Origin of the sequence: Fervidicoccus fontis Kam940 (assembly GCF_000258425.1) — an archaeon.
Taxonomy (GTDB): domain Archaea; phylum Thermoproteota; class Thermoprotei_A; order Sulfolobales; family Fervidicoccaceae; genus Fervidicoccus; species Fervidicoccus fontis.
In genome coordinates this window covers 819289-843701 of sequence record NC_017461.1, presented here as the reverse complement: position 1 = coordinate 843701, position 24413 = coordinate 819289, and the positions used below count along the sequence as shown (strand labels likewise).

The 24413-nt window shown below is 35.4% G+C and carries 20 protein-coding genes; 9 read left to right on the top strand and 11 right to left on the bottom strand.

Features of this window, described 5'->3' with window-relative positions:
• Positions 1 to 30: 30 nt before the first annotated feature.
• Positions 31 to 393: a GNAT family N-acetyltransferase gene (locus FFONT_RS04400; protein WP_014558026.1), complete on the bottom strand. Its 363-nt coding sequence runs from the start codon at positions 391 to 393 to the stop codon at positions 31 to 33.
• A gap of 133 nt (positions 394 to 526) precedes the next feature.
• Between FFONT_RS04400 and lpdA the strand changes: the two genes are divergently transcribed.
• Positions 527 to 1921: a dihydrolipoyl dehydrogenase gene (gene lpdA, locus FFONT_RS04395; RefSeq protein ID WP_014558025.1), complete on the top strand. Its 1395-nt coding sequence runs from the start codon at positions 527 to 529 to the stop codon at positions 1919 to 1921.
• Positions 1922 to 1952: 31 nt separating this feature from the next.
• On the opposite strand, the gene FFONT_RS04390 is transcribed toward lpdA, so the two are convergent.
• The 5 genes from FFONT_RS04390 to FFONT_RS04370 all read right to left on the bottom strand — a co-directional run bounded on the left by FFONT_RS04390 (position 1953) and on the right by FFONT_RS04370 (position 7049).
• Complete coding sequence (locus tag FFONT_RS04390; protein WP_014558024.1) at positions 1953 to 3149, bottom strand: pyridoxal phosphate-dependent aminotransferase; 1197 nt, start codon at positions 3147 to 3149, stop codon at positions 1953 to 1955.
• 232 nt (positions 3150 to 3381) lie between these two features.
• Positions 3382 to 4506, bottom strand: a complete 1125-nt coding sequence (locus tag FFONT_RS04385) for a hypothetical protein (RefSeq protein WP_014558023.1) — start codon at positions 4504 to 4506, stop codon at positions 3382 to 3384.
• A 77-nt stretch (positions 4507 to 4583) separates the two neighbouring features.
• Positions 4584 to 5573, bottom strand: a complete 990-nt coding sequence (locus FFONT_RS04380; RefSeq protein ID WP_148683650.1) for an alpha-ketoacid dehydrogenase subunit beta — start codon at positions 5571 to 5573, stop codon at positions 4584 to 4586.
• 5 nt (positions 5574 to 5578) lie between these two features.
• Positions 5579 to 6586, bottom strand: a complete 1008-nt coding sequence (locus tag FFONT_RS04375; RefSeq protein ID WP_014558021.1) for a thiamine pyrophosphate-dependent dehydrogenase E1 component subunit alpha — start codon at positions 6584 to 6586, stop codon at positions 5579 to 5581.
• Between the two features lie 265 nt (positions 6587 to 6851).
• Positions 6852 to 7049 (bottom strand): flavin reductase, encoded by a 198-nt coding sequence (locus tag FFONT_RS04370; protein WP_014558020.1) that lies wholly within the window; start codon positions 7047 to 7049, stop codon positions 6852 to 6854.
• A 247-nt stretch (positions 7050 to 7296) separates the two neighbouring features.
• Here FFONT_RS04370 and FFONT_RS04365 point away from each other — a divergent pair, with 247 nt between their 5' ends.
• The 4 genes from FFONT_RS04365 (at position 7297) to FFONT_RS04350 (ending at position 11112) form a co-directional block, all read left to right on the top strand.
• Positions 7297 to 8976: an MFS transporter gene (locus tag FFONT_RS04365; RefSeq protein WP_211206215.1), complete on the top strand. Its 1680-nt coding sequence runs from the start codon at positions 7297 to 7299 to the stop codon at positions 8974 to 8976.
• A gap of 143 nt (positions 8977 to 9119) precedes the next feature.
• A complete protein-coding gene (locus FFONT_RS04360; RefSeq protein WP_148683649.1) occupies positions 9120 to 9530 on the top strand; it encodes a Rid family detoxifying hydrolase in 411 nt (136 codons plus the stop codon).
• 27 nt (positions 9531 to 9557) lie between these two features.
• Positions 9558 to 10094: an ADP-ribose-binding protein gene (locus tag FFONT_RS04355; protein ID WP_014558017.1), complete on the top strand. Its 537-nt coding sequence runs from the start codon at positions 9558 to 9560 to the stop codon at positions 10092 to 10094.
• A gap of 244 nt (positions 10095 to 10338) precedes the next feature.
• On the top strand, positions 10339 to 11112 hold the full coding sequence (locus FFONT_RS04350) for a M15 family metallopeptidase (RefSeq protein WP_425276988.1): 774 nt from the start codon (positions 10339 to 10341) through the stop codon (positions 11110 to 11112).
• 200 nt (positions 11113 to 11312) lie between these two features.
• Here FFONT_RS04350 and FFONT_RS04345 read toward each other — a convergent pair whose 3' ends face one another.
• Positions 11313 to 12653, bottom strand: coding sequence for an aspartate aminotransferase family protein (locus FFONT_RS04345; RefSeq protein WP_014558015.1), 1341 nt, complete (start codon positions 12651 to 12653; stop codon positions 11313 to 11315).
• 126 nt (positions 12654 to 12779) lie between these two features.
• On the opposite strand from FFONT_RS04345, the gene pcp reads away from it, so the two are divergent.
• Positions 12780 to 13448 carry a pyroglutamyl-peptidase I gene (pcp, locus tag FFONT_RS04340; protein WP_014558014.1) on the top strand — a complete coding sequence of 223 codons (669 nt, stop codon included), beginning with the start codon at positions 12780 to 12782 and terminating at the stop codon, positions 13446 to 13448.
• 19 nt (positions 13449 to 13467) lie between these two features.
• On the opposite strand, the gene FFONT_RS04335 is transcribed toward pcp, so the two are convergent.
• Positions 13468 to 15108 carry an APC family permease gene (locus FFONT_RS04335; protein ID WP_014558013.1) on the bottom strand — a complete coding sequence of 547 codons (1641 nt, stop codon included), beginning with the start codon at positions 15106 to 15108 and terminating at the stop codon, positions 13468 to 13470.
• Between the two features lie 565 nt (positions 15109 to 15673).
• Here FFONT_RS04335 and FFONT_RS04330 point away from each other — a divergent pair.
• The gene (locus FFONT_RS04330) at positions 15674 to 18484 is read left to right on the top strand and encodes a DNA-directed DNA polymerase I (protein WP_158308315.1); all 2811 of its coding nucleotides are present in this window, start codon (positions 15674 to 15676) and stop codon (positions 18482 to 18484) included.
• Between the two features lie 74 nt (positions 18485 to 18558).
• Here FFONT_RS04330 and FFONT_RS04325 read toward each other — a convergent pair whose 3' ends face one another.
• Entirely contained in the window at positions 18559 to 19647 is a 1089-nt protein-coding gene (locus FFONT_RS04325) for a M24 family metallopeptidase (protein WP_014558011.1), read from the bottom strand.
• Positions 19648 to 19819: 172 nt separating this feature from the next.
• Here FFONT_RS04325 and FFONT_RS04320 point away from each other — a divergent pair, with 172 nt between their 5' ends.
• Both FFONT_RS04320 and FFONT_RS04315 read left to right on the top strand, forming a co-directional pair.
• Positions 19820 to 21043, top strand: a complete 1224-nt coding sequence (locus tag FFONT_RS04320; RefSeq protein ID WP_014558010.1) for an Nre family DNA repair protein — start codon at positions 19820 to 19822, stop codon at positions 21041 to 21043.
• Positions 21044 to 21060: 17 nt separating this feature from the next.
• A complete protein-coding gene (locus FFONT_RS04315) occupies positions 21061 to 21876 on the top strand; it encodes an SPL family radical SAM protein (RefSeq protein WP_014558009.1) in 816 nt (271 codons plus the stop codon).
• Between the two features lie 56 nt (positions 21877 to 21932).
• Here the strand turns inward: FFONT_RS04315 and FFONT_RS04310 are convergent, their stop codons facing one another.
• Entirely contained in the window at positions 21933 to 23144 is a 1212-nt protein-coding gene (locus FFONT_RS04310; RefSeq protein ID WP_158308314.1) for a DUF401 family protein, read from the bottom strand.
• Between the two features lie 106 nt (positions 23145 to 23250).
• Positions 23251 to 24387, bottom strand: a complete 1137-nt coding sequence (locus FFONT_RS04305) for an ATP-NAD kinase family protein (RefSeq protein WP_014558007.1) — start codon at positions 24385 to 24387, stop codon at positions 23251 to 23253.
• Between the last annotated feature and the right edge of the window lie 26 nt (positions 24388 to 24413).

The window sequence follows — 24413 nt, the reverse complement described above, 5'->3', positions numbered from 1 at the left end:
TATTATTTACTTTCATTTTAATCATTAAACTCATTTTCTTTCTCTTTGGATAGCTTCATCAAAAATCTTTTTTAGTTCTTCTTCATTTTTATTTTTCATCCAATCAACCAAAAGATCTCGTTTTTCGCTATGTTTTATAAAGTAATAAATAGCATAGCTACAAATAGGCTCTATTTTTAACTCATTTTCCTTAGCAAATTTTACAGCTTCATCAACAAGCTTTTCTGCAATTCCTCTACCTCTCAGTTTTGGAGGGGTATAAGTTTCTATTAACTTTATAACTCGGTTCTTTTCGTCAATTTCATATCTTAGAAAAGGCTTTTCTCCCTCTTCTTCATTGCCAACTATCGCAACAAAAACGGTTTTTGTCCTTTTTACATTTATATCTGACATTTTCAGTACCTCTGAAAATCTTGACGAAATAGAAATTATTTATTTAATGTATATATAAAAATTTTTAAGCTCCAAAATAATTTTGCTCGACATTTGAAAAATATTTTTAGAAAAGTAAAAAATTTAGAAAAAGGTGAAGGTCTTGTCAACGATAAAAAAAGAATTCGATGTAGCAATAATAGGTAGTGGAACTGGAGGTTATCCAGGAGCTATATATTTAGCCCAAAAAGGCTTGAAGGTTGCAGTAATTGAGGAAAATTTAACAGGAGGGGAATGTACCAACTACGGGTGCGTTCCAAGTAAAGCAATTTATCAATTTGCAGAATCTATAAGAACCCTAAAGAATATAAGCGCAAACAGTTCTTATGAATGGGAAAAACTCATTGAATGGGCAGATAACTCAGTTAAAGGAGTTAGGAACGGTATAGAATCTTTATTTGATTCATATGACAATATTGCTTACTTCAAGGGAAAAGGAGTTCTAAAAGCGAAGAATAAAATATCTATTATTGAAGAAAACAATAGCGAGATAGATGCCAAGAATGTTATATTGGCTACGGGTACGGATCCTTCTAAAATTCCTGTTGCAGATTTTGACAAAAAGGGAATAATAAGCAACAGAGAAGTGTTTAGTCTTAAAGAAAAGCCAAATAGCATGCTAATAGTTGGAGGAGGGGTTATCGGGGTAGAGCTTGCCAACATGTTTTCCTCATTAGGTATACAAACCTATCTTGTTGAATTGAAAGAGAGGATCCTTCCATTCCTTGATAAGGACGTATCTCAAGCTATAAAAGGATATTTAGTTGAGAAAGGAGTAAAAGTTATGGAAAGAACAAGTCTCAAAGGGGTAAGTAAAGTTAGCGAAAATTATCAAGTTTTATTGAGTAATGATGAAAAGCTTGAAGTAGATAAAGTGATTATAAGCACAGGAAGATCGCCAAAAACCAAAAACATTGGATTAGAAAACTTAGGCATAAAGATAGATGAAAGGGGATTCATAAAAGTTAATGAAAAACTTGAGACAAATGCTTCAGGGATCTATGCAACGGGAGACGTTGTAGGTGGTCCTCTGCTAGCACACAAAGCAATAATAGAGAGTATTTCTGCAGCTAAATGGATAAGCGAGAATAACGGCTTTCATGTTGACTACTATTCAATACCGCAGGTGATATTCAGTGGGCTAGAAATTGCATGGATAGGTATGGGAGAAAACGAGCTGAATTCAAAAGGAATAAACTATGAGAAAATTAAACTTCCAATTTACTATCTAGCGGCTGTTAGAATAAGGAATGAAAGGAGATCTTTTATAAAATTATTGCTTGATAAAGAAAGTAAGAAAATTTACGGCATCGAGATAGTAGCCCCACATGCTTCAGAAGTCATCTCTTCGTACTTACCTCTCTATTTAAACAAGATAACCATTGAAGAGGCATCTAAAATCACATATCCTCATTTGACTGTTTCAGAATCTATAAGAGACATTGCAGAATATCTGTTGGGAGAGCCAATACATATGATAAAAAAATAATTAGTTACTCAGAAAATTTTAGAATTAGGAATTAAGCCGTTAAAAACTCAGACATAAGTTTAATTCCTTTTTTAATTCTCTCTTCTTGCATTGTGACAAATGTTATTCTGACATGACCTTTTCCAGCTTTACCAAATATCGAACCAGGTAAAACACCCACTCCTTTTTCTTCACTTAGCTTTATTGCAAATGACGTATCATCCATACCTTTTTTGCTAAGATATGGAGAAAGATCTGGGAACAAATACATTCCTGCAATTGGTTTAGTAACTTTAGCTTCAGGCAGAAATTCCCTTATTGTTTCATATGCAGCATCTCTTCTTGAGCGATACTTGGGAATGACTTTACTTAGGTAGATTTTGAGCATGCCACTAGATAAGGCTATATGGGCCATCCACTGAGCTGAAGAATCCGAACTAATAGAAACTATCCCTTTTAGCTTTAAAACTTCTTTTATTAAGTCCTTATTTTCAGCATAAAGATATCCCAACCTAAGCCCAGGTATTGCCAGGTCCTTAGAAAACGTGTCTAAACCAACAAGCTTTTCTAAGGTTCTACTGTATTTTTGTATCCAAACGTGTTTACCCTCATATATGATGTTCCTATATGCCTCATCATAAAGTAACCAAACGTCATTATCTACTGCAAGGTCTGCAATCAGCTTAAATATGTCCTCAGATAGGATTCTCGATGTTGGGTTATCAGGACTTGTTACAAGTATGAGCGATGTATTTCTGTTTATCTTTTCCTTTAGACATTCAGGATCTGGTTGAAAATCTTCACCATTTTGCTCGCAACTATCAACTTTTAAATTATACATGTTTGCAATATCCCAGTAAACACTATAAGTAGGATCGAGGAAAAATGCTCTATCTCCAGGATCTGTAGTAGCATAAAAAGTCAAATGCAAAGCTTCTATTCCGCCTGATGTTACGACAATATTGCTCGGATCGATGCTAATTCCTCCGCTTTCTTTGAGCTCATCTGATATATCTGTTCTAAGTTCTGGCAATCCTTGTGTTGGAAGGTATCTATAGTGATCAAAGCTGTTTTTTAAAGCATGTTCAAAAGTTGCTTTTATAATATTTTCGTCCGGGGGGAATCCGGGCTGACCTTGAGTAAAGTTATAAGTTTCCACTCCCTTTCTTTTTAGTTCATCCATTTTGTTGCTAATCAATCTGTGGAGAGATGGAGAGATTTTCTGACTTCGTGAAGAAATCTTTCTCATTTTATCACCGAATTTTTTGGTTATTAGAACATTTTTAAATAATTAAGCATAGTAGATTAATAAATAATTATCATAAGAGATTTTCTAGGAAAACGGGAAATGTGACTCTGAAAAAACTCAAAGAATCTATAGCTTTCTCACTGCCTAGACGAAGTGTTTTGAGTTTCATAAAAGTTAATATTTTGATATTGATATTATTTCCTTGCTATTATCAATTATACTCGTGAAAAAGTCATGCAAAAAATGCAACAGACTGCTGAATAAAGAAAAGAACGCTAAGTATTAAGCCTAATGTTGCATATGGAACATAAAATTTTTTGTCTAGCATTATGGAAATCCCGTAAAAAGAAGGAAGAGATTTCAAAATTAACCTAGGTATAGAAATAGCAGGCACTCCAATTATTAATAAAAGCTGAATTATTATAAGTAACGAGAAGGAAAACTCAAATTTATCTCTCCTAAAGAGTGGATAGAGAGACGCAAGAAAGAATGCTTCAAAGGCTAAATTTCTAGTTATCCAGTAGATAGGTTTTAAAACATAGCCAAAAACGCTCCAGTTTTGTGAAGTAAACCATCCATTAAGAAGCCATTTAATTTGTCCCCAAGGTGTTGTAAAGTCAGTGCCCCAATATTCATGTTCTATATAAAACAAGCCGAGAAAATCTCCAGTAGATGCCTTAAAAAACATAAACAAAATCTCTCCCAAAATAAGGGGAATTACTATAAACCTTCTGTACTTTTTTAAAAAAAATGCAGGCAGAGTTATTGCAGTTGTATATGAGGATAAAATTGAAAGTGAGTATGATATCATTGCTTTGATGTTATTTTCTCTTCCTTTAAGCAAATATAGCGTTAATGCTATGAAAAATAATGTAACTGTATCGCTATACGGAACGAAGGAATATAGAAGGAATGTTGGGAAAAAAGCCAAAAGAAACGTTGCCTTATATCCATAAGTTTTGTAAAAAACAATTATAGTTAGATATCCAAATAAGTTTGAAATAAAGATAGACGAAAAAACGTAATTTCCATAAAAAAGATAGCTAAAAACTTTGATCAAAAACGGATAAAGATAGGAAAAAGCGTAATCTTCACTATTGGCATATCCTACTGTGGCAATTCTTAAAAAATGAAGGGAGTCCCATTTGACAATTACAGAATATATGTTTTCTGGATTAATTAAATAAGCTATTATTATAAAAATAGGCTTAAAAAGTGTATATACGACTAAAAGCTTTAAAAGATCTTTGTCTCTTTTGTAAAACTTTTTTAGCCTGTCCTTAATCGAAAGCTGCTGAACTAGACCTAGCTTTTTTAAAATTGAAAGATAGTTTAAAAATTTTGTTATCAAAAACATGTTAAGCCGATCTCCATAGGAATTTGCAAGGAGGATTTTTCTCTAGATTAGAAAGGATATCAAAGTAGTTTAGATATCTAAGCTTTGTATTCTATCACCTTTTTAATAGCATCATATATCTTTTCTTCATTCGGTATCCAGGCTCTCTCTAAAGGCAGAGAGTACGGAACAGGAGTATCAGGAGGGGTAACGATTTTGATGGGGGCCTCAAGATACTCAAAATATTTACTTGCGATAAAAGATGCGATATCAGTAGCAAAGCTACATCTCGGATAGCTTTCATCAACAACAACAAGCCTTCCCGTTTTCTTAACAGAGTTTGCTATAGTTTCAGTATCTAAAGGTCTTAAGCTTCTTGGATCTATCACTTCTACGCTTATTCCTTCTTCGCGAAGCTTTTCTACAACTGAAAGTGTTTTATGCAACATCACTGCTGTTGCTATAACTGTTACATCTTTTCCCGCTTTTTTTATGTCTGCTACACCCAACGGTATAGAATACTTTTCTTTTGGTACGACTCCTCTTGTTTCATACAGTCCTTTATGCTCAATAAACACGACAGGATCATCATCTTCTATACTTGAAATTAGCAAACCTTTAGCGTCGAATGGATTTGAAGGCATAACTACCTTTAATCCAGGTATGTGAAGTAAAATAGAATGAAGAGACTGGCTATGTTGCGCACCTCCGCTAAAGCCTGCTCCTGAAACTGTTCTTATAACAATAGGAACGCTTATACCTCCGCCACTCATATATCTAATTTTTGCAGCTTGATTTATTATTTGATCAAAAGCCACTCCTATGAAATCAATAAACATCAGTTCAACTACAGGTCTATATCCCATCATGGCTGCGCCAATCGCGGCGCCAATGAAACCACTTTCAGCAGTTGGTGCATCCCTAACTCTTTCTTCTCCATACTTATCAATCAGTCTTTTTGTCACCCCAAAAATTCCACCATACCTGCCAATATCTTCTCCAATTAATATAACCTTAGCATTTTCCTGCATTTCTTGGTCTAAAGCTTCGTTTATCGCCTCTCTAAAAGTTATAACTCTCTCACTCATCTCACTCACTCCCAATTCCATATCAATGTTCCTTTAGTTTTTGTAGAATACAAATCTTCAAACAGCTCTTCTGGCTCCGGATATGGGCTCTCCTCTGCAAACTTAATCGTTTCTTCTATTTCTTTCTCAACATCTTCCGCAATTTTTTCAAGAACCTCCTTTCCAAAAATTTTCTCTTCTATTATCTTTCTCTCAAATATAGCTAAAGGATCCTTGTTTTTCTTCCACCATTCGACTTCATCTCTATTTCTATAAAGCTCGTTATCATCTATAGTATGTCCAGTAAACCGATACGTCTTTGCCTCTATAAGAGTAGGTCCTTCTCTGCTTCTTGCACGCTCTACTGCTCTTTTTACAACTTCATATACGGCAACAACGTCTTGACCGTCAACTTCAACCGCCGGTATACCATAAGATATTCCTCTTTTGGCCACTCCTTCTATTGCTTGTTGCTTTGAGTAGTGTAGCGATATTTGATATTGATTGTTTTCACAGACAAAAATCACAGGAAGCTTCCAAATTGATGCTAGGTTCAAACCCTCATGGAAGTTCTGCTGGTTAGTTGCCCCCTCGCCAAAGAAGGACACAGCTACATTTTTACTCTCGCTAAGCTTAAATGAAAGTGCAGCACCCACAGCATGCGGTATCCCCCCGCCTACAATTCCATTTGAACCGAGATTGCAATTCTCAAAATCAAATAAATGCATGCTCCCTCCTTTGCCTTTGCAGGCTCCTGTTCTCTTTCCAAGAAGTTCAGCCCAAAGCTTTTTCAAAGAACCTCCCTTAGCCAAGAAGTGTCCATGACCTCTGTGAGTGCTTGTAATGACATCCTCTCTATTTAAATTGGCAACGACACCTACTGCAACTGCCTCTTCTCCTATATATAAATGCAAAGATCCAGGAATCTTACCAATTCTGTAGTACTTCTCAACTGCCTCTTCATTCTTTCTTATAAGTAACATCGTTTTATACATCCAAAGAATCTTTTCTTTAGGTATCTCAGACAATAACATAGAAAATCATCATTAAAAATCTAATAAATAGAAAACTAAAAAATATTCTTTTTTAGAAAGCTCCAAATAAAATTCAAGATCATCATCTTCGAGACTCTGACCTCCTCCCGCCCAAAAGGGCGAGCCTTCAGTTGTAACTTTTTAACAGCTTTAAAATTGCTTCTTTTTCCTTTTTATCTTTGATCTCAGTGATTATCTTTTTCTTGAACTCATTCCTTATTTTGTTTGTTTTTGTTATCTCATTAGATGGGAAAATCTGATCCTTTCAAAAGAACTTGCTTTTAGATAACCTTTCTGACACTTCTCCTATGATCCACAGTTTTTTTATATACTTGACAACAAGAAAATTTATAGCGAAAGTGCTTGATTTTTTTAACAGCTTATAAGTGTATCTTTCAGGAGAAACGGAAACTCCAATTAATAAAGGATTGACAGAGATTTGCGTCCACCATGAAGCGACCATCCCTCAACTTTTCCATCGTGTTCTGCTTTAATTATTATAGGTCTAGATAGGTCTAGAAGAGTTGAGTAGCTCTGTTAAATCTCTTAAATCGATTTTCTCAAGTCTATCACAAATGAGTATTATACTCTAAAACATTGATAAATCTTTTTAACCTTTTTATTAACTATCAAGTATTCTATTTGAAATAATACTTTAAAACACTTACAGAAATCAAACGAACGAAGTAACGATGAAAGAATTTGAGGTGGTGATCACGGAATATAAGTGGACAGTTCTCATAAACACATCGCTAGGAGTTATAATGTCTTCTATGAATATGAACATACTAATGATATCCCTTCCAGCCATCTTTAGGGGGCTTGGAATAAACCCATTTGCCCCAGGAGAGTTCGCTTATCTTTTGTGGGTCCTAATGGGATACAGCATAATACTTGCAACAATTCTTGTAACTTTGGGAAGAATCTCTGATATGCATGGAAGAGAAAGAGCATACACGCTTGGATTCATAATATTTTCAATAGCTTCAATAGCTCTATCATTTATTCCGAGCAATTCTGGCAATTTTGGCGCTCTCATATTAATTATCTTGAGGATGGTCCAGGCAATAGGAGGCGGACTATTAATGGTGAATAGTACTGCTTTGATTACAGATGCATTCCCGCTTACAGAGAGAGGGAAAGCATTAGGATTAAATCAGGTAATGTTCATTGTTGGGACATTCCTTGGTTTAATTGCAGGCGGTCTCGTGGTGGGTATCGATTGGCATATGGTATTTATTTTAAGTGTTCCATTTGGTGTAGCGGGGTCTCTGTGGTCTGTATTTAAACTGAGAAAAACTAAGGGAACTGGAAAAACGTCTCTAGATATTCCTGGAAATGTTACTTTAGCAGGAGGGTTGCTGGCAATTTCACTCGGTCTCACTTATGCACTAATGCCATATGGTAATTCACAAATGGGATGGGGAAATCCATGGGTAATAACAGCATTCATAATAGGAGTAGCTCTTTTTATTGTTTTTGTTGAGATTGAAAAAAAAGCAAAGGCACCATTATTTCAACTTTCTTTGTTTAAGATAAGACCATTTACGTATGGTTTGCTTGCACTTTTCTTCAATGCTCTTGCAAGGGGTGCGGTAATGTTCCTTATTACAATATGGCTTCAGGGAATTTACTTGCCTCTGCACGGGTACTCTTGGGAAGAAACGCCGTTTTGGGCAGGCATATATATGATTCCTATGATGCTTGGAATGGTCGTAATGGCGCCATTTTCAGGTATACTTACTGATAAATATGGAGCAAGAACATTCGCTACTCTGGGAATGATAATAATTGCTATTACATTTTATGGTATGACTCTATTGCCATATAATTTCGATAGAACATGGTTTGAGATATTGTTATTTATCAACGGTTTGGGCAATGGGTTATTTTCTGCTCCAAATACTACTGCCATAATGAATGCTTTAAGCTCTAAAGACAGGGCTGCTGGGAACGGAATGAGGCAGACTTTCAATAATATTGGATCATCTATAAGCATGGCCATTTTCTTCACAATACTGTTGACATTCCTTTCTAAATACTTGCCAACTCAAATTTCAACAACTTTATCCTCATATGGTCTGCCACAAGAAGTCATAAAGTTTATTTCCTCAATACCAGTAAGTGGTCTGTTATTTGGCGCATTCCTAGGAGTAGATCCGGCATCCGCAATACCAAGCTCATTAATCTCGCTTTTACCTAGCAATGTTGTAGAAATACTAAATTCGAGGGCATTTCTTCCAACAGTATTAGGACCATCATTTAAAACAGCTTTAACTAACTCACTGTATATTTCAATAGCACTAGTGTTGATTGGGGCGGTTTTCTCTTATATGAGAGGAGGAAGATATGTTATAGACGAGGAAAAAGGAGCAACAGCAAAAACCTAAATTTTTCTCATTTTTAAGTAATTCAGTGACAAAAACAGCTTTAAATATAAAGCGGTCTTTTATTATAATTAGCTTTAATATTATTTTTCGATGTTAAATTTTATATCAAATTTTTTAAAAATATTTTTTTGGTGAGAGATGAAATGCTTGAAAAAGTACAAACTGATAAGGCACCAAAGCCTGTTGGTCCATATTCTCAAGGCATAGTTGCAAGGAAAATTTTATGCTCTGAGGGAAAGGAATGTAGTATATTGTTTATTTCTGGTATGATCCCTGTAGATCCTGAAACAGGAAAGCCTGTCGAGGGTGGAGTTGAGGAGCAGGCTAGGAGGTGTCTTTTGAATATTAAGGCAGTTGTAGAAGCTGCAGGTGGTAGGCTAGAAGACATTGCGAAAGTAACTGTGTTCCTAAGCGATATTTCTAACTTTGATTCTTTCAACAAGGTCTATAGTGAGTTCTTCAAAGATCACAAGCCTGCTAGATCTGTAATAGGCGCTAAACCGCCAAGAGGGTATGAAGTCGAAGTTGAGGCTATAGCAGTTATTTATAAATAAAAAACAACAAGTAAAAGGTTCATTATAATGAAGTCTTTTTTTATTAAAAACGTTGAGATTAGGCTAGTCCAGGGAGATATAACAGAACTCGAAGTTGATGCAATAGCAAATGCTGCAAACTCCTATCTCGAACATGGAGGAGGAGTTGCCTTAGCAATAGTGAGAAAAGGGGGATACATCATTCAGAAAGAAAGCAGAGAATTTGTGAAAAAATTTGGGCCTGTTCCTACTGGTGGTGTTGCAGTTACTAATGCTGGAAAGCTTAAATGTAAGTATGTAATACATGCTGTAGGTCCTAGGTTTGGCGAAGAAAATGGCGATAAAAAGCTAGCATCAGCGGTAGCATCGGCTTTAAATAAAGCAGAAGAATTAAAAATAAACTCAATAGCTTTTCCTGCAATATCAACGGGAATTTTTGGCTATCCATATGAGAGAGCAGCTGAAATCATGTCAAAGGTATTCATTAACTATAGGTACAACAGCATTAAGCTTGTAGTTATGTGTTTGTATGACGAGGAGGCTTACAGAATTTTTGAAAAAGTCTTTTCAAGCATTTTTAGTTAAATTCCTTTTATTATTGAGTTCGAGACATTCTTTAGAATGCATATATGGAAGATTAAAAGTGCTCTAAAAGCAGATTAAAATGGGAAAGGATTCTATAGACATTCTGAAAATCGAAAAAGAACTCTTTTGAACAAGAGTGATATTTCTGTCCACCTCTATTGCTAGCAGATTAAAAAGCAATTTAAAAACTACAAAAAATAAACATAATGTTTTTATATGAAAAACTTTTTAAAGTTAACTAATGGTGAGTCAATTGAAAAAAATTGATACTTCAATTATAGAAAGAGCAATTCCTATACCTTCTGAAGAATGGAATTGGAACAAAATAAGAAGCATTAAGATAATTGAAAGCAATGAGCCTCTTGTACCTTTAAGCTTAGTGCCAGAGCATATATTGTGCAGACCTCAATATTACATACAAGGTATAGGCAATTCTCTACCTGAATGCTATTCGAGAAAAGGTGTTCTCTTAAGACTTTTAAAAGCTTCTAGCAGATTGCCGAGTGAATACAAGCTGGTTATTCTTGATGCATGGAGACCTATCACAGTGCAACAGTCCCTTTTTGACACATTGAAGGAAAGGATAATGAAAGAAAATCCGTTGATTTCAGAAGAAGAAGCTATAAAAGAAACACTGAAATTTGTAGCGCTTCCTTCAAAAGATCCCAATAAACCATCTCCTCATAATACTGGCGGTGCTATAGATTTAACTATTGCCGACGAAAATGGACTTTTCTTGAATATGGGAACAGACTATGATGATACAACAGAAAAGGCTAGGACTACTTATTTTGAAGAGAAAGTAAGGAGAGGAGAAAAGTTAAGCGAGGAGGAGGAAGAGGCACTTAAAAATAGAAGGCTCCTGTACAACATAATGATAGATGCCGGTTTTACTAATTATTTCGATGAATGGTGGCACTATGACTATGGCAATCAGAATTGGGCATGGCTCTCTGGAAAGGATAATGCTATATATGGAAAAGCAAAAGTAAAATTTACATGGAAGGAATTTGATTAAGCTCTTTCCATCCTTTAAGGAAGAAGGTTCACATTAAAACGATCGTTTGCTCCTCTTATTTATTAAGTTTATATTTTAATCTGCCGATGAGTGAGAAGGATCGAGAACTATTAGCTTGGGCTTTTAGCCAATCTTAACGCATATAGTTGGTTTACTCAAAATATTTAATTTTCCTAACTTAAAAGGACTGATCATTTGTATTACTGCCAAGCGACCATCTTGCTCAGAACTTCATCTCCGACCTTTCCCTTCTCCACATCCGATATAGCTTTTTCCATAATCTCTACTGCCTTATCGATCTCCTCTCTCTCGATCGTGAGGGGAGGGGCTATCCTCAATACATTCCCGTACTTCCCGAAGGTCATCATTATCAGGCCATTTTCATATGCCCTCCATATGATCTTCTGCGCCTTCTTGCTCGAAGGCTTCAAGCTATCCTTATCATCAACGATCTCAACCCCTATCATGAGCCCCTTCCCTCTGACATCTCCAACGATCTCGTGCCCATCCTTGAGCTCATTCAGCCTCTTCATCAAGTACTCTCCCATGAGCTCAGCCCTATCATGAAGCCTGTTCTTTATTATATATTCTATGCCAGCCATAGCTGCAATACATGAAAGATAGTGAGGAGAATAGGTGGACATATATGTCATCGGCTCTGGGGAATCTAAAATTTCCCTCCTTCCAATAACAGCACTGATCGGCATGCCGGATCCTAGTGACTTACCAAGAACAATTATATCTGGTTCGATACCAAAGTGCTCAATTGCGAACATCTTACCCGTCCTCCCGAAGCCTGTCTGAATCTCATCATCTATTAGTACTATCCCATACTCATCAGCGATCTTCCTGAGGCCTACTATGAAGCTTTTAGGAGGCACGAGGACTCCCCCATCCCCCTGTATAGGCTCAAATATTATAGCAGCGAACCCCTTCCCATATGCATCCACCTGGAGGGTCCTCTCGATCTCTCCAAGGAGTATCTCTCCATACTCCTCAGGCTCAATACCTCTCGGTCTCCTGAACGTATCTGGATACTTGAAGAAGTATACATAAGGGTATGCATTGAGTTTTTCTCTGATCTCTGGTCTAAACGAACCAGAGACAGAAATACTAAGATATGTGGTTCCATGATAGGAATTCTCAAACGAACCTAGAAGTTTCTTTCCTGAAAAGTATAGAGATGACCTTAAAGCAATATCAACTGCTGCTCCTCCACTTAGCTCAAACGCAACCTTTTTCTCAAAGGTTCCAGGAGTTATTTCCTTTAAAATTTCAGCTAACTTTATACTTTTTTCATGATACAGATACTGTGTATAATGCAACATGTTTTTGAGCTCCTCTAACAAGGAAGTCACTACTTCATCGTTATTTAGGCCAGCATTATACAAGGCAGCACTGGAGAGAAAATCTATATATTCTTTTCCGTTGACATCAACGATTCTTGACCCTTCTATTTTCTTCACTATTAATGGAAAATACTTATAGGAGGAAGCTCTCGAAATTGACTTCCAATATCTATCAAAAATACTGTTTTCCAAAATTAAACACCACAAATAAACAAAAATTTAAATTAATTACTATAAAAATTTTTACTAAAAATAAAAACTACTTCATCTTTATGTTTAAATTTTAAGTAAAAATTAAAAATAAAGGAGTGAAGAAAAATGGAAAAATATAAAATATTAGTAACCGGCTTTGAGCCATTTGGAGGCTATAAGCAAAACCCCTCACAAATTATTGCCGAGCATCTTCCAGAAAAAATAGAAAAAGAGATGCCAAATGTTGAGCTTCAAACAGCAATATTGCCTGTAGCTTATAAGAAAGCTAAAGATAAACTCTTAACTCTTCTTGATAGCTATAAACCAGACATAGTGCTCAGCATGGGTTTGTGGGCAGGCATATCTTATGTTACTATGGAAAGAGTTGCTGTTAATATTATGGATGCGAGAATTCCTGACAACGATGGTTATCAACCAATCGATGAGCCGATTTATACAGAAGGACCAAATGCTTATTTTTCAACTCTTCCAATTAAATCTATAGTGAAAAGATTGAAGGAATCTGGAATACCTGCATCGGTCTCCAATACTGCAGGTACATTCTTATGCAATTATGTTATGTATATTGCTCTCCACAGTAGAGCTACAAAAGGATATCCAAGAAGATCAGGATATATGCACGTTCCTCTCCTTCCAGAGCAGACAGCGTCTGTGAAGTCTGAGTTTGGAATCCCTCCTAGCATGTCACTTGAAAATATGATAAGAGCAGCAATCATAACGTTAAAAGTGACTGTTGAGAAATTTTACGTCGGAGACGAAAAAATTTTGTTATAAAAAATAAAAATTTTTAATTTTATTCTTCTATATCGACAGCTTCTTCTGGTTCTTCTTTTAATGCTGAAATCTTAGCCCAATAAGTGAATATTAACGCTACTATTATGATAACTACAAAGTCCCATGGGAACGATAGAATGCCCTTTCCTCCGAAAGTTGTTTCGCCAAGGTAGCTTATTATGTCCAAGACAATAATGTATGTTAGATACCATATTCCGTTTTTAATGTCTCCTCTCGCTTCGCCTTTTGCTACATAGTAGATGAATAGCGGAAGGAATATAAATAAGGCAATAGTTCCCCATAGAGTATATGGATATGTTGCCCAGTAGAATATGAGGCTACTGCTTACCATTGCTACCGGTGCTAATATACTGTAAAAGGTGCTCTTAATTTTCTTTCTGGCTAGTATTCCAATGACAGCAGCAGGCCCTGTTGCATAAAGTATATTAGAAGATGCTACTACGACATCTACTGATTGGCTATATAATCGTATTACAAACAAGTAAATAATCTCTCCTATCAGTGACGCGATTAATCCCCATATAGGAGTTCCTGTTTTCTTGTCAACCTTTAAGAAAGCTTTTGGCATGTATTTAGCTTTTGCGGCTGCATAGAACAGCCTTGGGAGGCCACCCTGTTCTACTATTGAAACTCCAAATGGAGATATAATTCCGTCTAATAAAAACAAATAGTACATCCATATTAAGCCGTATCCTAAAGCCATAGCTGCGAATGGTCCGCTGAGGTTTGCAATTCCTGCCCAATTTCCTGGGTAAAGGTTAATTCCCATTTTTGCAGCTATAGGTGCAAGCTTTTCCCAGTCAATAGCTCCTACAATAGCTACAGACATAAACACATATATTACTAGCACTATAGCCCATGCAACAATTTCAGACCAGTTCAACTTCTTGACAATTTCTTCTTTTGCCTCACCTGCAAATATTGCCGTTCTTCTGAATCCTGTATATGCAAATATGCTTGCTCCAGCAGCAGCAAATATTCCAGGTATACCCATTGGCATTACTGCTATGCTGGGATCGGTAAAGTTCTTAGGACTCCAGAAGAACAGGAACATAGTAAGTCCGAAGAGAAGTATTAGGCCTGATTTTATTGCTGTAATTACAAAGTTGCTTGTCGAAACACTTCTGACCCCTAAGTAAACGATAACTGATACTAAGACAGTTAATATAACCTCAACAATATATCCTAGTATAGTCGGATATCCGCTAGGTTCCAACAGAACAGGCCAGAAGAGATTCAGGTATCTTACTATAGCCTGTGCTTCTATAGGGATTATTATCATTGAAAAGTAGAATATTGCGTTGACTGATGCTAAAAATGAGACCAAACCTCCATGAGAGTAGTAGGGATATCTTGACATTCCTCCAGAAACTGGATATAGCTCAACCAGCAGGCTATATATTAGAATTACCGGCAGAATAAAAATACCTGCCACTAACCAAGAGATCCACTCATATGGTCCAGCATAAGCGGCAACTACGAAAGGCAGTAATAGTATTCCTGAGCCTATCATTGTTCCTATGTTTAGCATCACGTTATCCCAAAAGCCGAGAGCTTTCTTATAATGCTTGCTGTCTTTATACTGGGTACTTGTGCTATTTTTTAAATCTTCCATATTTTTTTCAGACTTCTCGCTCATAGCTTCACCTATGATAAAGTTATTTAAAAAATTTGGAAAAAAATTTTTTAAGTTCTTATATTTATTTTTTTCGATAATTTTTTTAGAACAACCTATATGAAAATAATCACTGAAATAATTAAAATAAAATCTAATTTATTTTTTATATATAGTTAGATAATTTATTTAAATTATAAATTTTTATAAATTATAGCGTATTTTTAATAGTTAATAAAGGTGATCACTTAGTTACATTTTAGGGTTCCATATGAACAGGATTAGTTCTTATATTAGTGTAATACGCATTTTTTGTTTAATTGCTGTAGCCACCTTATCAAAAAATAAGATGCTTTTTTAGTAATTACAAAAAGTAGCAATTCTTTAAGTAAACGATTTCCCTATACTAAGAGCTAGTTCAGTTCAATTGCAACGTGCCATAGAAAAAACATGAAATTTATTTAAGAGAGGCATTATATTAAATACTTTATAGTTAAAAATACATATGAAGGTTTAATTCCCAATTGACACTATTTATCTATAGACAGTTTGTTTTTATTAAAATATTTGCTTTGTAAGGTAAATGGCTATGGCAACTTTGAAGAGGGACAGAAAAGAAAACGGTCCAACATTATTTGATTTTATAAACTCAAGTAACAAAAAAGAAAAGACGGCAAACAATTTTGCAGAAGACTTGACGTATAACCAGGATAAAGAACTTAAAGATCACGAAGATGAAGTGCAAAAGTTAGCATATATATCTAAAGACAATTCGATCGAATATATTTCCAGCTTATTGCTTAATGGAAATGCAAAAGGCGAAGAGGAAAATGAGAAGAAGATTGAAGAACTAGGTAAATCGAGTATAGTTGTTAATGAAAATAAAAAAATTGTATGGTTCGTTAAAGTTGATAATGCTACAATTAATGATGGATATTTGCTCTCTTACTATTACGATAATCACAGAAACAAAGCAGTTCTGTGTTTTTATGAAGAAAAAAGCGGAAGGATCTTGTATTGGTATGACAAGACCGATCATAAGCCATATTTTCTCGCGAAGGAAAGTCCAGAAGAAATAGATAAGATATTAAACGGGTCTTTAAAACAGAAGGTGATAAGCAAAGATATTGTCTTAAAAATCAACCCGCTTACAATGAAAAATGAGCACTATACAAAGATTACAGTCACAGATCCGCTTGCTGTAAAAGAAATGAGAGATAAGTTCAGAGACAGCTGGGAAAGCAATATAAAATACCACCATAACTTCATATTCGATAGACAGCTGATACCCGGAGCAAAATATAATGTATTAGGAAAAAATCTTGCTCTCGCATTTGAGGGTAATTCCATTCCGAAAGAAATAGAACAGAGCTTTTCAAATGAGGACGAAGAAACCTTAAAGTTTGTAAGAGATGTTTATCCTCTTTTTGAGCAGTCTCCTCCGCAACCAAAAATGGCTGCCATAGATATAGAGGTCTTTTCTCCGTACCAAAACAGAGTTCCTGATGTATCGCAAGCACTATATCCTATTGTAGCTATATCGATTAGCACTACGGATGGAAAGAAGATTGTTCTTACAAGCGCATACCCTCTTTCAAGTAAGGATCCTATTAAATCGGAAACTAAAGACATAGAAGTTCATGTGTTCGATGATGAGTATTCTCTTATTCAAGAGTTTTTCAGTATATTAAAAGACTATCCTGTTGTATATACATTCAACGGAGATAACTTCGATCTTCCTTATATAAGAAACAGAGCAATCATTCTTGGAATGAGAGAAGAAGAAATCCCAATTGAAGAGTTTCAGGACTTTTATACATTTAAAAACGCAATACATATAGACTTGTACCATGTATTCAACAATAAAGCGCTTAAAACTTATGCCTTTGGAGGAGAGTACAGAGAAAATACGCTGAACAGCATAGCCGAGGCAATAATCGGTATCGGAAAAGTAAAAGTAGACGAGAATCCTGGAACACTAGGCATTTCTAAGCTCGTAGAGTATAACTACAGGGACTCGTTTATAACTCTAGAATTGGTTAGATGGAAAAACTTCTTAACATGGAAATTGCTTGTTTTGCTTTCAAGACTGACTAAGACAAGCATAGAAGAGTTAAGCAGAACACAAATCAGTGCATGGATTAAAAACATGTTCTATTGGGAGCATAGAAAGAGAAACTATATAATTCCAAAGCAAGAGGATATATTAGCTCATAAGAAAGAAATAAAAAGCAAAGCTGTAATTAAAGGAAAGAAGTACGCTGGGGCAATAGTTCTTAATCCGCCAGTAGGCGTCTTCTTCAATGTTGTAGTCTTGGATTTTGCTAGTCTATATCCATCGATAATAAAGGTGTGGAACTTAAGCTACGAAACGGTAAATCCACATTATCCGTGCAATAAGGAAAGAACTATACCTGATGTTGGGCATAAGGTTTGCTTTGACAGGAGAGGAATGACCCCCATAATGATAGGGGCAATGAGAGATCTGAGAGTTAAGGTATATAAGAAGAAGAGCAAGGATAAAAGCATAAGCGAAGAGAGGAAGGAGTGGTATAATGCTGTTCAATCCGCTCTTAAGGTATTGCTTAATGCCAGTTACGGAGTCTTCGGAAGCGATAATTTTGCCCTATATGCGCCACCAGTAGCAGAAAGTGTCACAGCAGTTGGAAGGTACACTATTACTAACACCGTAGAAAAAGCGAAATCATTAGGCCTTAGGATACTTTATGGCGACACAGACAGCATGTTTATCTGGAGTCCAAGCAAAGAAGCATTACAAGAGATAATCGCCTCTGTTGAGAAGGAGTTTGGATTAGATTTAGAAGTAGACAAGGAGTTTAGATACGTAGCTTTTTCCGGCCTGAAAAAGAACTACTTAGGAGTAACTTCTTTAGGCGAAGTTATTATCAAGGGACTTCTTGGAAAGAAGAGAAATCAGCCAGAGTTTCTTAAGCAGGCTTTTTCAGATGTAATAAAAAGACTTTCTGAAATCAATAAGCCGAACGATTTCTTAGAAACACAGGATAAGATAAAGGAGAATGTTAAGAAAATTTACTTAAAGCTCAAAAATATGGAGTATAACCTCGATGAGCTTGCATTCAATGTTATGCTTAACAAGGATGTCTTGGAGTACAAGAAGAATACTCCTCAACACGTTAAGGCGGCACTTCAGCTAAAGCCTTTTAATAAAGCTTTAGCTAGAGGTGATATAATTTCTTATGTAAAAGTGAAGGGGAAAGATGGAGTAAAAACAGTTGAGCTTGCAAAACTTTCAGATATAGATATCGAAAAATATTTAGATATAGCCAGGACAACATTCGAACAAATTCTAAAGACCATCAACATAAGCTGGGAAGAGATAGAAGGCGTTGCGAGACTTGAGTCCTTCTTTAAGAATTAAAAAACTAAGACAAAATATTTAAAAATAAGTTACAATTCAAATTTTATTTCATAATTATAAAGACGGAATAATTTTTAGATAATTACTATATCTAAGGGAAAATCGCCTATTATATGAGGTTTTCCTTCTTTTATAACAACATCAACTTCTAGCCTTATTCCAAATTTTCCAGGAAAATACAGTCCTGGCTCTATAGTAAAAACTTGGCCATTTTCAATAACATCGTTTGAAGTTGATGAAATGAACGGCTTCTCGTGTGCATCTATGCCTAATCCATGTCCAGTTCTGTGAATGAAGAACTGATCAATTTCTCTTTCTTTGAAGTAGTTTCTAACTTTTTCATCTATGCTTTTTGCAGTTACGTTGCTTATTGAAGATTCTATACCAATTTTTTGAGCCTGCCTAACAAATGAATAAATGCTTAGGACTTCTTCGTTTGGCTTTCCAAGAGAAAATACCCTCGTTAAATCGGCATTGTACCAATTGTAAGATACTACGGCGTCGATTACAATTAAATCTCCTCTTCTGATTTTTCTGCTGGAAAATTCATGATGAGGAATAGCGGTATTTTCCCCAGACTGTATAGCGATGAAGTCATAAGAACTAGCGCCAAGTTCTGATGCCTTCTTCATTAGATTAAATCTTACTTCCGCTTCGGAAATCCCAGGAGAAATCGATTCTTGGGCAGTTTCAAAAATTTTTGATAAAATATTTGATGCTTTTTCTATGTTTTTTATTTCTTCCTCTTCTTTTATCATTCTAGCCAATTGAATCTCTTCGCTTGCATCTACAAAGTTTACATCCTTAAATATATTATTCAATTTATAAAAAAAGGAAAATCTGAGATTGGGATCTACCCCTATTTTAACTCCTTTTCTAAGTATATTCTTGAGAGTTGGAGTACTTTCAATAATTTTAAAGGGATCAGTTGCATCATCATAAAAAAGAGACTCCGTTACATTAAGATCTCCCAATCTTTCCATTTCCAATTTTGGGGCAAGAAGAAAAGAGTAGTCTTCGCTCATAAATAATAATAACGGCCTTTCAAAAGTCTCAATTTTTAAACCTGTAAGATAGAAAAAATTAGAACCAGAAGTAACTACAATCGAATCGAGCCCATATGAAAGTATTTTTTTCACTCTACCTCTTTTTACCTCTTTCAAAACATTTAGCCTCCTTTATTTTATGTCACATAAAAAATATTTCAACAGAATAACTAAAATATTATATCATGTGTTTAATTATTAATAATTATATAAGAATTATATAAGAGGTTATAAGAACTCAGTATTTTCTTTTAGTTGAAAAAAATGAAGATAGACACGAGTTGAAAAAATGAAGATAGACACGAGATTGTGTGTCTTATGTAGAGGTAGGGGCTACTGCGGGCTGGCATATTGTCCAATAATAGCTAGAAATACGGCTTTAACAAAGCTAAAAGGTCTTACAGAGAAGAAAGAAATTTACGGTTCCAGTCCTCCTTCAGTATTTGTTGGGAGAATTGGTTATCCTAAGGTAAGAATAGGGCCGAGCTCTCCACCTTTAAGTGGGGACACACAGATATATGAGTTGCCCGAGTCTTGGCTGAAATTAAGAATAGAAGATATACTGGATTACCGTTACAGCTTAATTACTGGCTATAACTATGCGAGCGTAAATCAGGTTAATGAAAAATTTGTAAATGAAGTGAGAGATATAGCTATGAGTATAAAACCTGTAGAGATAGAAATGAAATTAATCAAGCCGCCAGTTCCGATAGTAATATTTGATGAGGAACAACCTCCTTTTGGTCCTAGCTCACCTATAGAGAGATTCAAAATTGTAAACAATCCAAGCATTCCAAAGATAATTGACAGTTTGTATTATGACGAGATTAAGGCAAAAGATGCGATAATTTATCTATACGAGAGAAACTTTCCAGTTTCTTATATATCAAAGGTAATGAGTATAGGAACTTTTGGAGAAAGAGAAAAAAGAAGGCTAGTTCCAACTAGGTGGAGCATTACAGCAGTAGACAGTACAATTTCAGAAGAATTACTGAAAAAAGTAAAAGGCTTCCAAGAAATCAGTGAAATTGAGGTATATGAGCTGAAAATACATGACAACTTATTTATATCTATACTATTTCCTAGAAGCTGGAGCTTTGAATGGATGGAGGCTTGGTGGCCCGGTTCGACGTGGAATCCTCAGAACGGAGATGTAGAAATTGAGGGCGATTATGAGTACTACAGAGGCAGAAAGAACTATCCATCTATAGGTGGTTGCTACTATTCAGCTAGACTAGCTACAGCCGAGCTTTTGCTGAATAAGAAAAGACAAGCTACTGCTGTGTTACTCAGGGAAATATACCCTGGCTTCAATGTTCCAATAGGTGTCTGGTTCGTAAGAGAATCCATAAGAGAAATGTATAAGAGAGGACCGGTTATGAAGACCTATGATATAAACGAAGTTGTAAGCTTTTTGAATAAAGAAACAAAGCTAGGATCAGCGAAATGGATAGCTTCTTCTAAAATAATTCAGTTAATAATGACAGAAAAGAAAATTACGGAATACTTTTAGCTTTTAGAGATGGAAATATGAAAGTAGGCAATACTGAAGTGCATTTTATAGAAGTAAAGAGTGCAATTTCCCAAAGCGGATTGCCTGATCTTGACTATGCCTTAAATCCCTACTTAGGATGCTCTCATGGATGTATATATTGCTATGCAAGACTTTACACGAAGGATGAAAGAGCATCCAAAAATTGGGGAAAGGTCGTACTGGTAAAAACAAACCTTGTTGAAGTCCTAAAGAAAGAAGTTAAGAGGAAAAAGAAAGGGATAGTAGGTGTTGGGACAATAACCGATGCTTATCAACCATTGGAGGCTATTTACAAATTGACAAGGAGATCCGTAAAGATATTGCTTGAAAGTGGTTTTTACCTAAGCTTTCAGACAAAAAATCCCCTAATATTAAGAGATAAGGAAATTCTTCTCAATTATAGAGAAAAAGTAGATGTAGGATTTACCATAACATCTCTTAAAAGTAGTGTATCGAAATTTATCGAGCCAAATGCTCCATTTCCCATCTCAAGGGCTAATGCTATAAGAGCTTTAAGCAAAGAAGGAATAAAAACATGGATCTTTTACGGTCCCATTATTCCCAGAATCAATGATGACAGAGAGACGGCAGATGCGATAGTTACATTAGCTGTGGAGACAGGCAGTACGCTTTTTTATGATTCTCTCCATATTAAATCATTTATGCTAAATGATACTTATCCTTTAAATGAGATAATCAGAACCTTTGATAAAGCTAGAGTGAAAAATTTTTTAAATTTTTTAAAAAAGAGGTGTGAAGAAGAGGGCATCATATGCAAAGGTGGTTTTGAGGAAGAAAAAAAGAGTTTTTGACACTATTTCTAACCTCCTCCCCGCCCTAAAGGGCGATGGTTTCAGTTGTAAGGGTATTAGAGCTTAAGAAGGTATATTAGCAAGACTGCTACTGCGAAAACCACAATAACTGAAGGTATCAAATATCTGTAGACTTTTGGCAGTTCGGCTTTATAGTACTGTACGGTTAGTATTAAACACGAGTGTGAAGGACTTAACATGACACCCATATATCCTGAAAGAAATGCTACTGGAATGAAAAGAGAGCTCTGATTAAATATGTTTATTAGAGGGGGAAAGGCGAGCGCTACATACGTAAGTTCTGTTCCAGTTGCAAAGCCAATTATAAATGGTATTGTCGTGACTGCTAGAAAAGCGTAACTTGAAAAGATTGCTGTCAACTCCTTTGTTACTCCTCCAAACGTTATCATGTTTCCAAAGATAAGCGTCTCTACAACAAGTACTATTATAGTTAGATTGAATGAATATTTTAGCGCATCATAGAGGTGTTTCTTTGTTGGGTGGTAAACAGCTATATATAAAAATATTGAAATTAGTATTGAAACAGGAAGCAAAATTCCAAAAACAAGAGAAAGAATAACTATGCAAATTAGAGGCCAAATATGAAGTATGTTTTTCAGTCTAGCTTTTTCAATATTTTTATTATCTTTATTGTCTTTGTCAATCTCAGATTTTTTATAGTATGAGCCTAATAAGAGGAGAATTACCGCTCCTCCTAATAATCCTGATACAGTAAGCTCCCAATTCATTTTAAAAATATCTGTAGTTGACATTTTAAGCAATGCGGATGCAAGGATAACATTTTGATATAATGGCCACGTAGGAATCCAAATGTGCCTGAACCAATAGTTTATAAAAGATTTCTCCTCAGGGCTAAGATTTAGCTCTTTATATATAGATTCAGCAAGCACAGCTGAAATATATGCACCACCTGGCATCGGGAGAAGACCTATAATTGCTGGGGTAAAAATTCCAGTAAACTTCTTTCCAAAAAACTTTAATCCATTAACCATCTTTTCAGCTATACCTGTAACTCTATAAATGTCGGCAAGAAACATAGCTAATATTAACGAAGATAAGGTTATTAAAGTGGTTTTATTCATAGTATAGAGAATTACAATTCCTATTTCTAAAGGATTCCTTATTGCAAGTAAAGAGAAAAAGAGAAGACCTGAACCTAGAGAAATAGCTATATTTACTTTTCTCAAAACTAAAAGAACAACAATTATGATAGAAACAACAAAAATTGTCAACGAGTCTATTTCCATCTTATTTCTCTCTCCATAATGAGAAAAGACAAAAATTAGCATTTATTGAATTTTAATTTTTTGGGGGTTAAGGGGGCGAAAGTCCCATTCCGTGAGGGCGGGTAGTTCATGCAAGCTCTACTTTAATTACAACTTCTTCTTCGTAGCCAACAATTGCTCTTGTATAACCTGATAAGGTCAATAGTTTATTGCTTTTAGGTATGTCTATTAATAAACTTTTCAATCTGCTCATTTTGTTTCTACTACCTACTATCAATAAATTCTTAATCGTAATTTTCGAAAGAATATAGCCAGTTATCTGGTGGTTGCCTCTACCAAACAAATAACCCGAATTCCCCAATGGAGAAACAATTATCCGCAAGAGGTCTAAGTTATCTAGAGAATCAACAAAATTAGAGAGTTGCAATGAATTGCAGTCGCTACAATAGGTTTTTCCCTTATATCCAGCAGCGACAGAAAGTACATTGTCTTTTTTTATATTAAGTTTTTGAGCTATTTTACTGCAGGTTCTCCCAGGTCCAATTATTAAGGGTACTTTATCATTTACAATCTCATTAACATATTCTGCAATCTCTTCTAGAGACTCTTCTTCTGAGTAGGAAAGGTCTTTAGTCTGTTGGTGAAGCAAATTGTTTTTTGACTCGATAGTATAAGCTATTCCCCTGAAGAGTTCTCGATAGCTTCCATTTTCTCTAATGGTATTTTCATCGACTAGTAGTATTTCCCCAGCTTCTAGTACGTAGTTTTCATTAATAAAATCTTCTAATAAAATTGCTGCTGCATTAATGCTTTTGGCAAATATTGAGCTATACATCTTTGTACCAGAAGGTATTCCTACAATAGGAATGGATGTTTTTACTTGTGTATAAACATCATAGACTGTTCCGTCGCCACCAGAAATAAAGAAAACTTCTGCTCCCTCTTTTTTAATTTCCATTGCACAATTTTTCGTATCCAAATTTGTTGACGGATAGTTTGGAGAGCAAACAGAAGTGTAGGAAAGACCAAACCTCTTGAATATATCTTCTCCCATCATTCCATCAGGAACGAGGAACTCAACTTTCTCGATTTTTTCTTTAAGCCTTTCTTTTAGGATTAAAGCAAATAAAAGTGCCTTTTTATAACCAGGACCTATTAGAGATCCTAGGTCGTTCCAAGAAATATCGTCGCTACCTTTTAATGCTAGAGCCCCTCCAAGTCCAGCAATTGGATTGGCCAAGAAGCCAATTTTAGTGAGCTTCATAGCTATATTCCCTAATGATTAACTTC

Excerpts from the sequence above, each read along its gene's own strand:
- FFONT_RS04400 (WP_014558026.1), bottom strand. The coding sequence starts at position 393 with ATGTCAGATATAAATGTAAAAAGGACAAAAACCGTTTTTGTTGCGATA.
- FFONT_RS04390 (WP_014558024.1), bottom strand. The coding sequence starts at position 3,149 with ATGAGAAAGATTTCTTCACGAAGTCAGAAAATCTCTCCATCTCTCCAC.
- FFONT_RS04385 (WP_014558023.1), bottom strand. The coding sequence starts at position 4,506 with ATGTTTTTGATAACAAAATTTTTAAACTATCTTTCAATTTTAAAAAAG.
- FFONT_RS04380 (WP_148683650.1), bottom strand. The coding sequence starts at position 5,573 with ATGAGTGAGAGAGTTATAACTTTTAGAGAGGCGATAAACGAAGCTTTA.
- FFONT_RS04375 (WP_014558021.1), bottom strand. The coding sequence starts at position 6,586 with ATGTTATTGTCTGAGATACCTAAAGAAAAGATTCTTTGGATGTATAAA.
- FFONT_RS04370 (WP_014558020.1), bottom strand. The coding sequence starts at position 7,049 with ATGGTCGCTTCATGGTGGACGCAAATCTCTGTCAATCCTTTATTAATT.
- FFONT_RS04360 (WP_148683649.1), top strand. The coding sequence starts at position 9,120 with ATGCTTGAAAAAGTACAAACTGATAAGGCACCAAAGCCTGTTGGTCCA.
- FFONT_RS04355 (WP_014558017.1), top strand. The coding sequence starts at position 9,558 with ATGAAGTCTTTTTTTATTAAAAACGTTGAGATTAGGCTAGTCCAGGGA.
- pcp (WP_014558014.1), top strand. The coding sequence starts at position 12,780 with ATGGAAAAATATAAAATATTAGTAACCGGCTTTGAGCCATTTGGAGGC.
- FFONT_RS04335 (WP_014558013.1), bottom strand. The coding sequence starts at position 15,108 with ATGAGCGAGAAGTCTGAAAAAAATATGGAAGATTTAAAAAATAGCACA.
- FFONT_RS04330 (WP_158308315.1), top strand. The coding sequence starts at position 15,674 with ATGGCAACTTTGAAGAGGGACAGAAAAGAAAACGGTCCAACATTATTT.
- FFONT_RS04320 (WP_014558010.1), top strand. The coding sequence starts at position 19,820 with ATGAAGATAGACACGAGATTGTGTGTCTTATGTAGAGGTAGGGGCTAC.
- FFONT_RS04315 (WP_014558009.1), top strand. The coding sequence starts at position 21,061 with ATGAAAGTAGGCAATACTGAAGTGCATTTTATAGAAGTAAAGAGTGCA.
- FFONT_RS04310 (WP_158308314.1), bottom strand. The coding sequence starts at position 23,144 with ATGGAAATAGACTCGTTGACAATTTTTGTTGTTTCTATCATAATTGTT.
- FFONT_RS04305 (WP_014558007.1), bottom strand. The coding sequence starts at position 24,387 with ATGAAGCTCACTAAAATTGGCTTCTTGGCCAATCCAATTGCTGGACTT.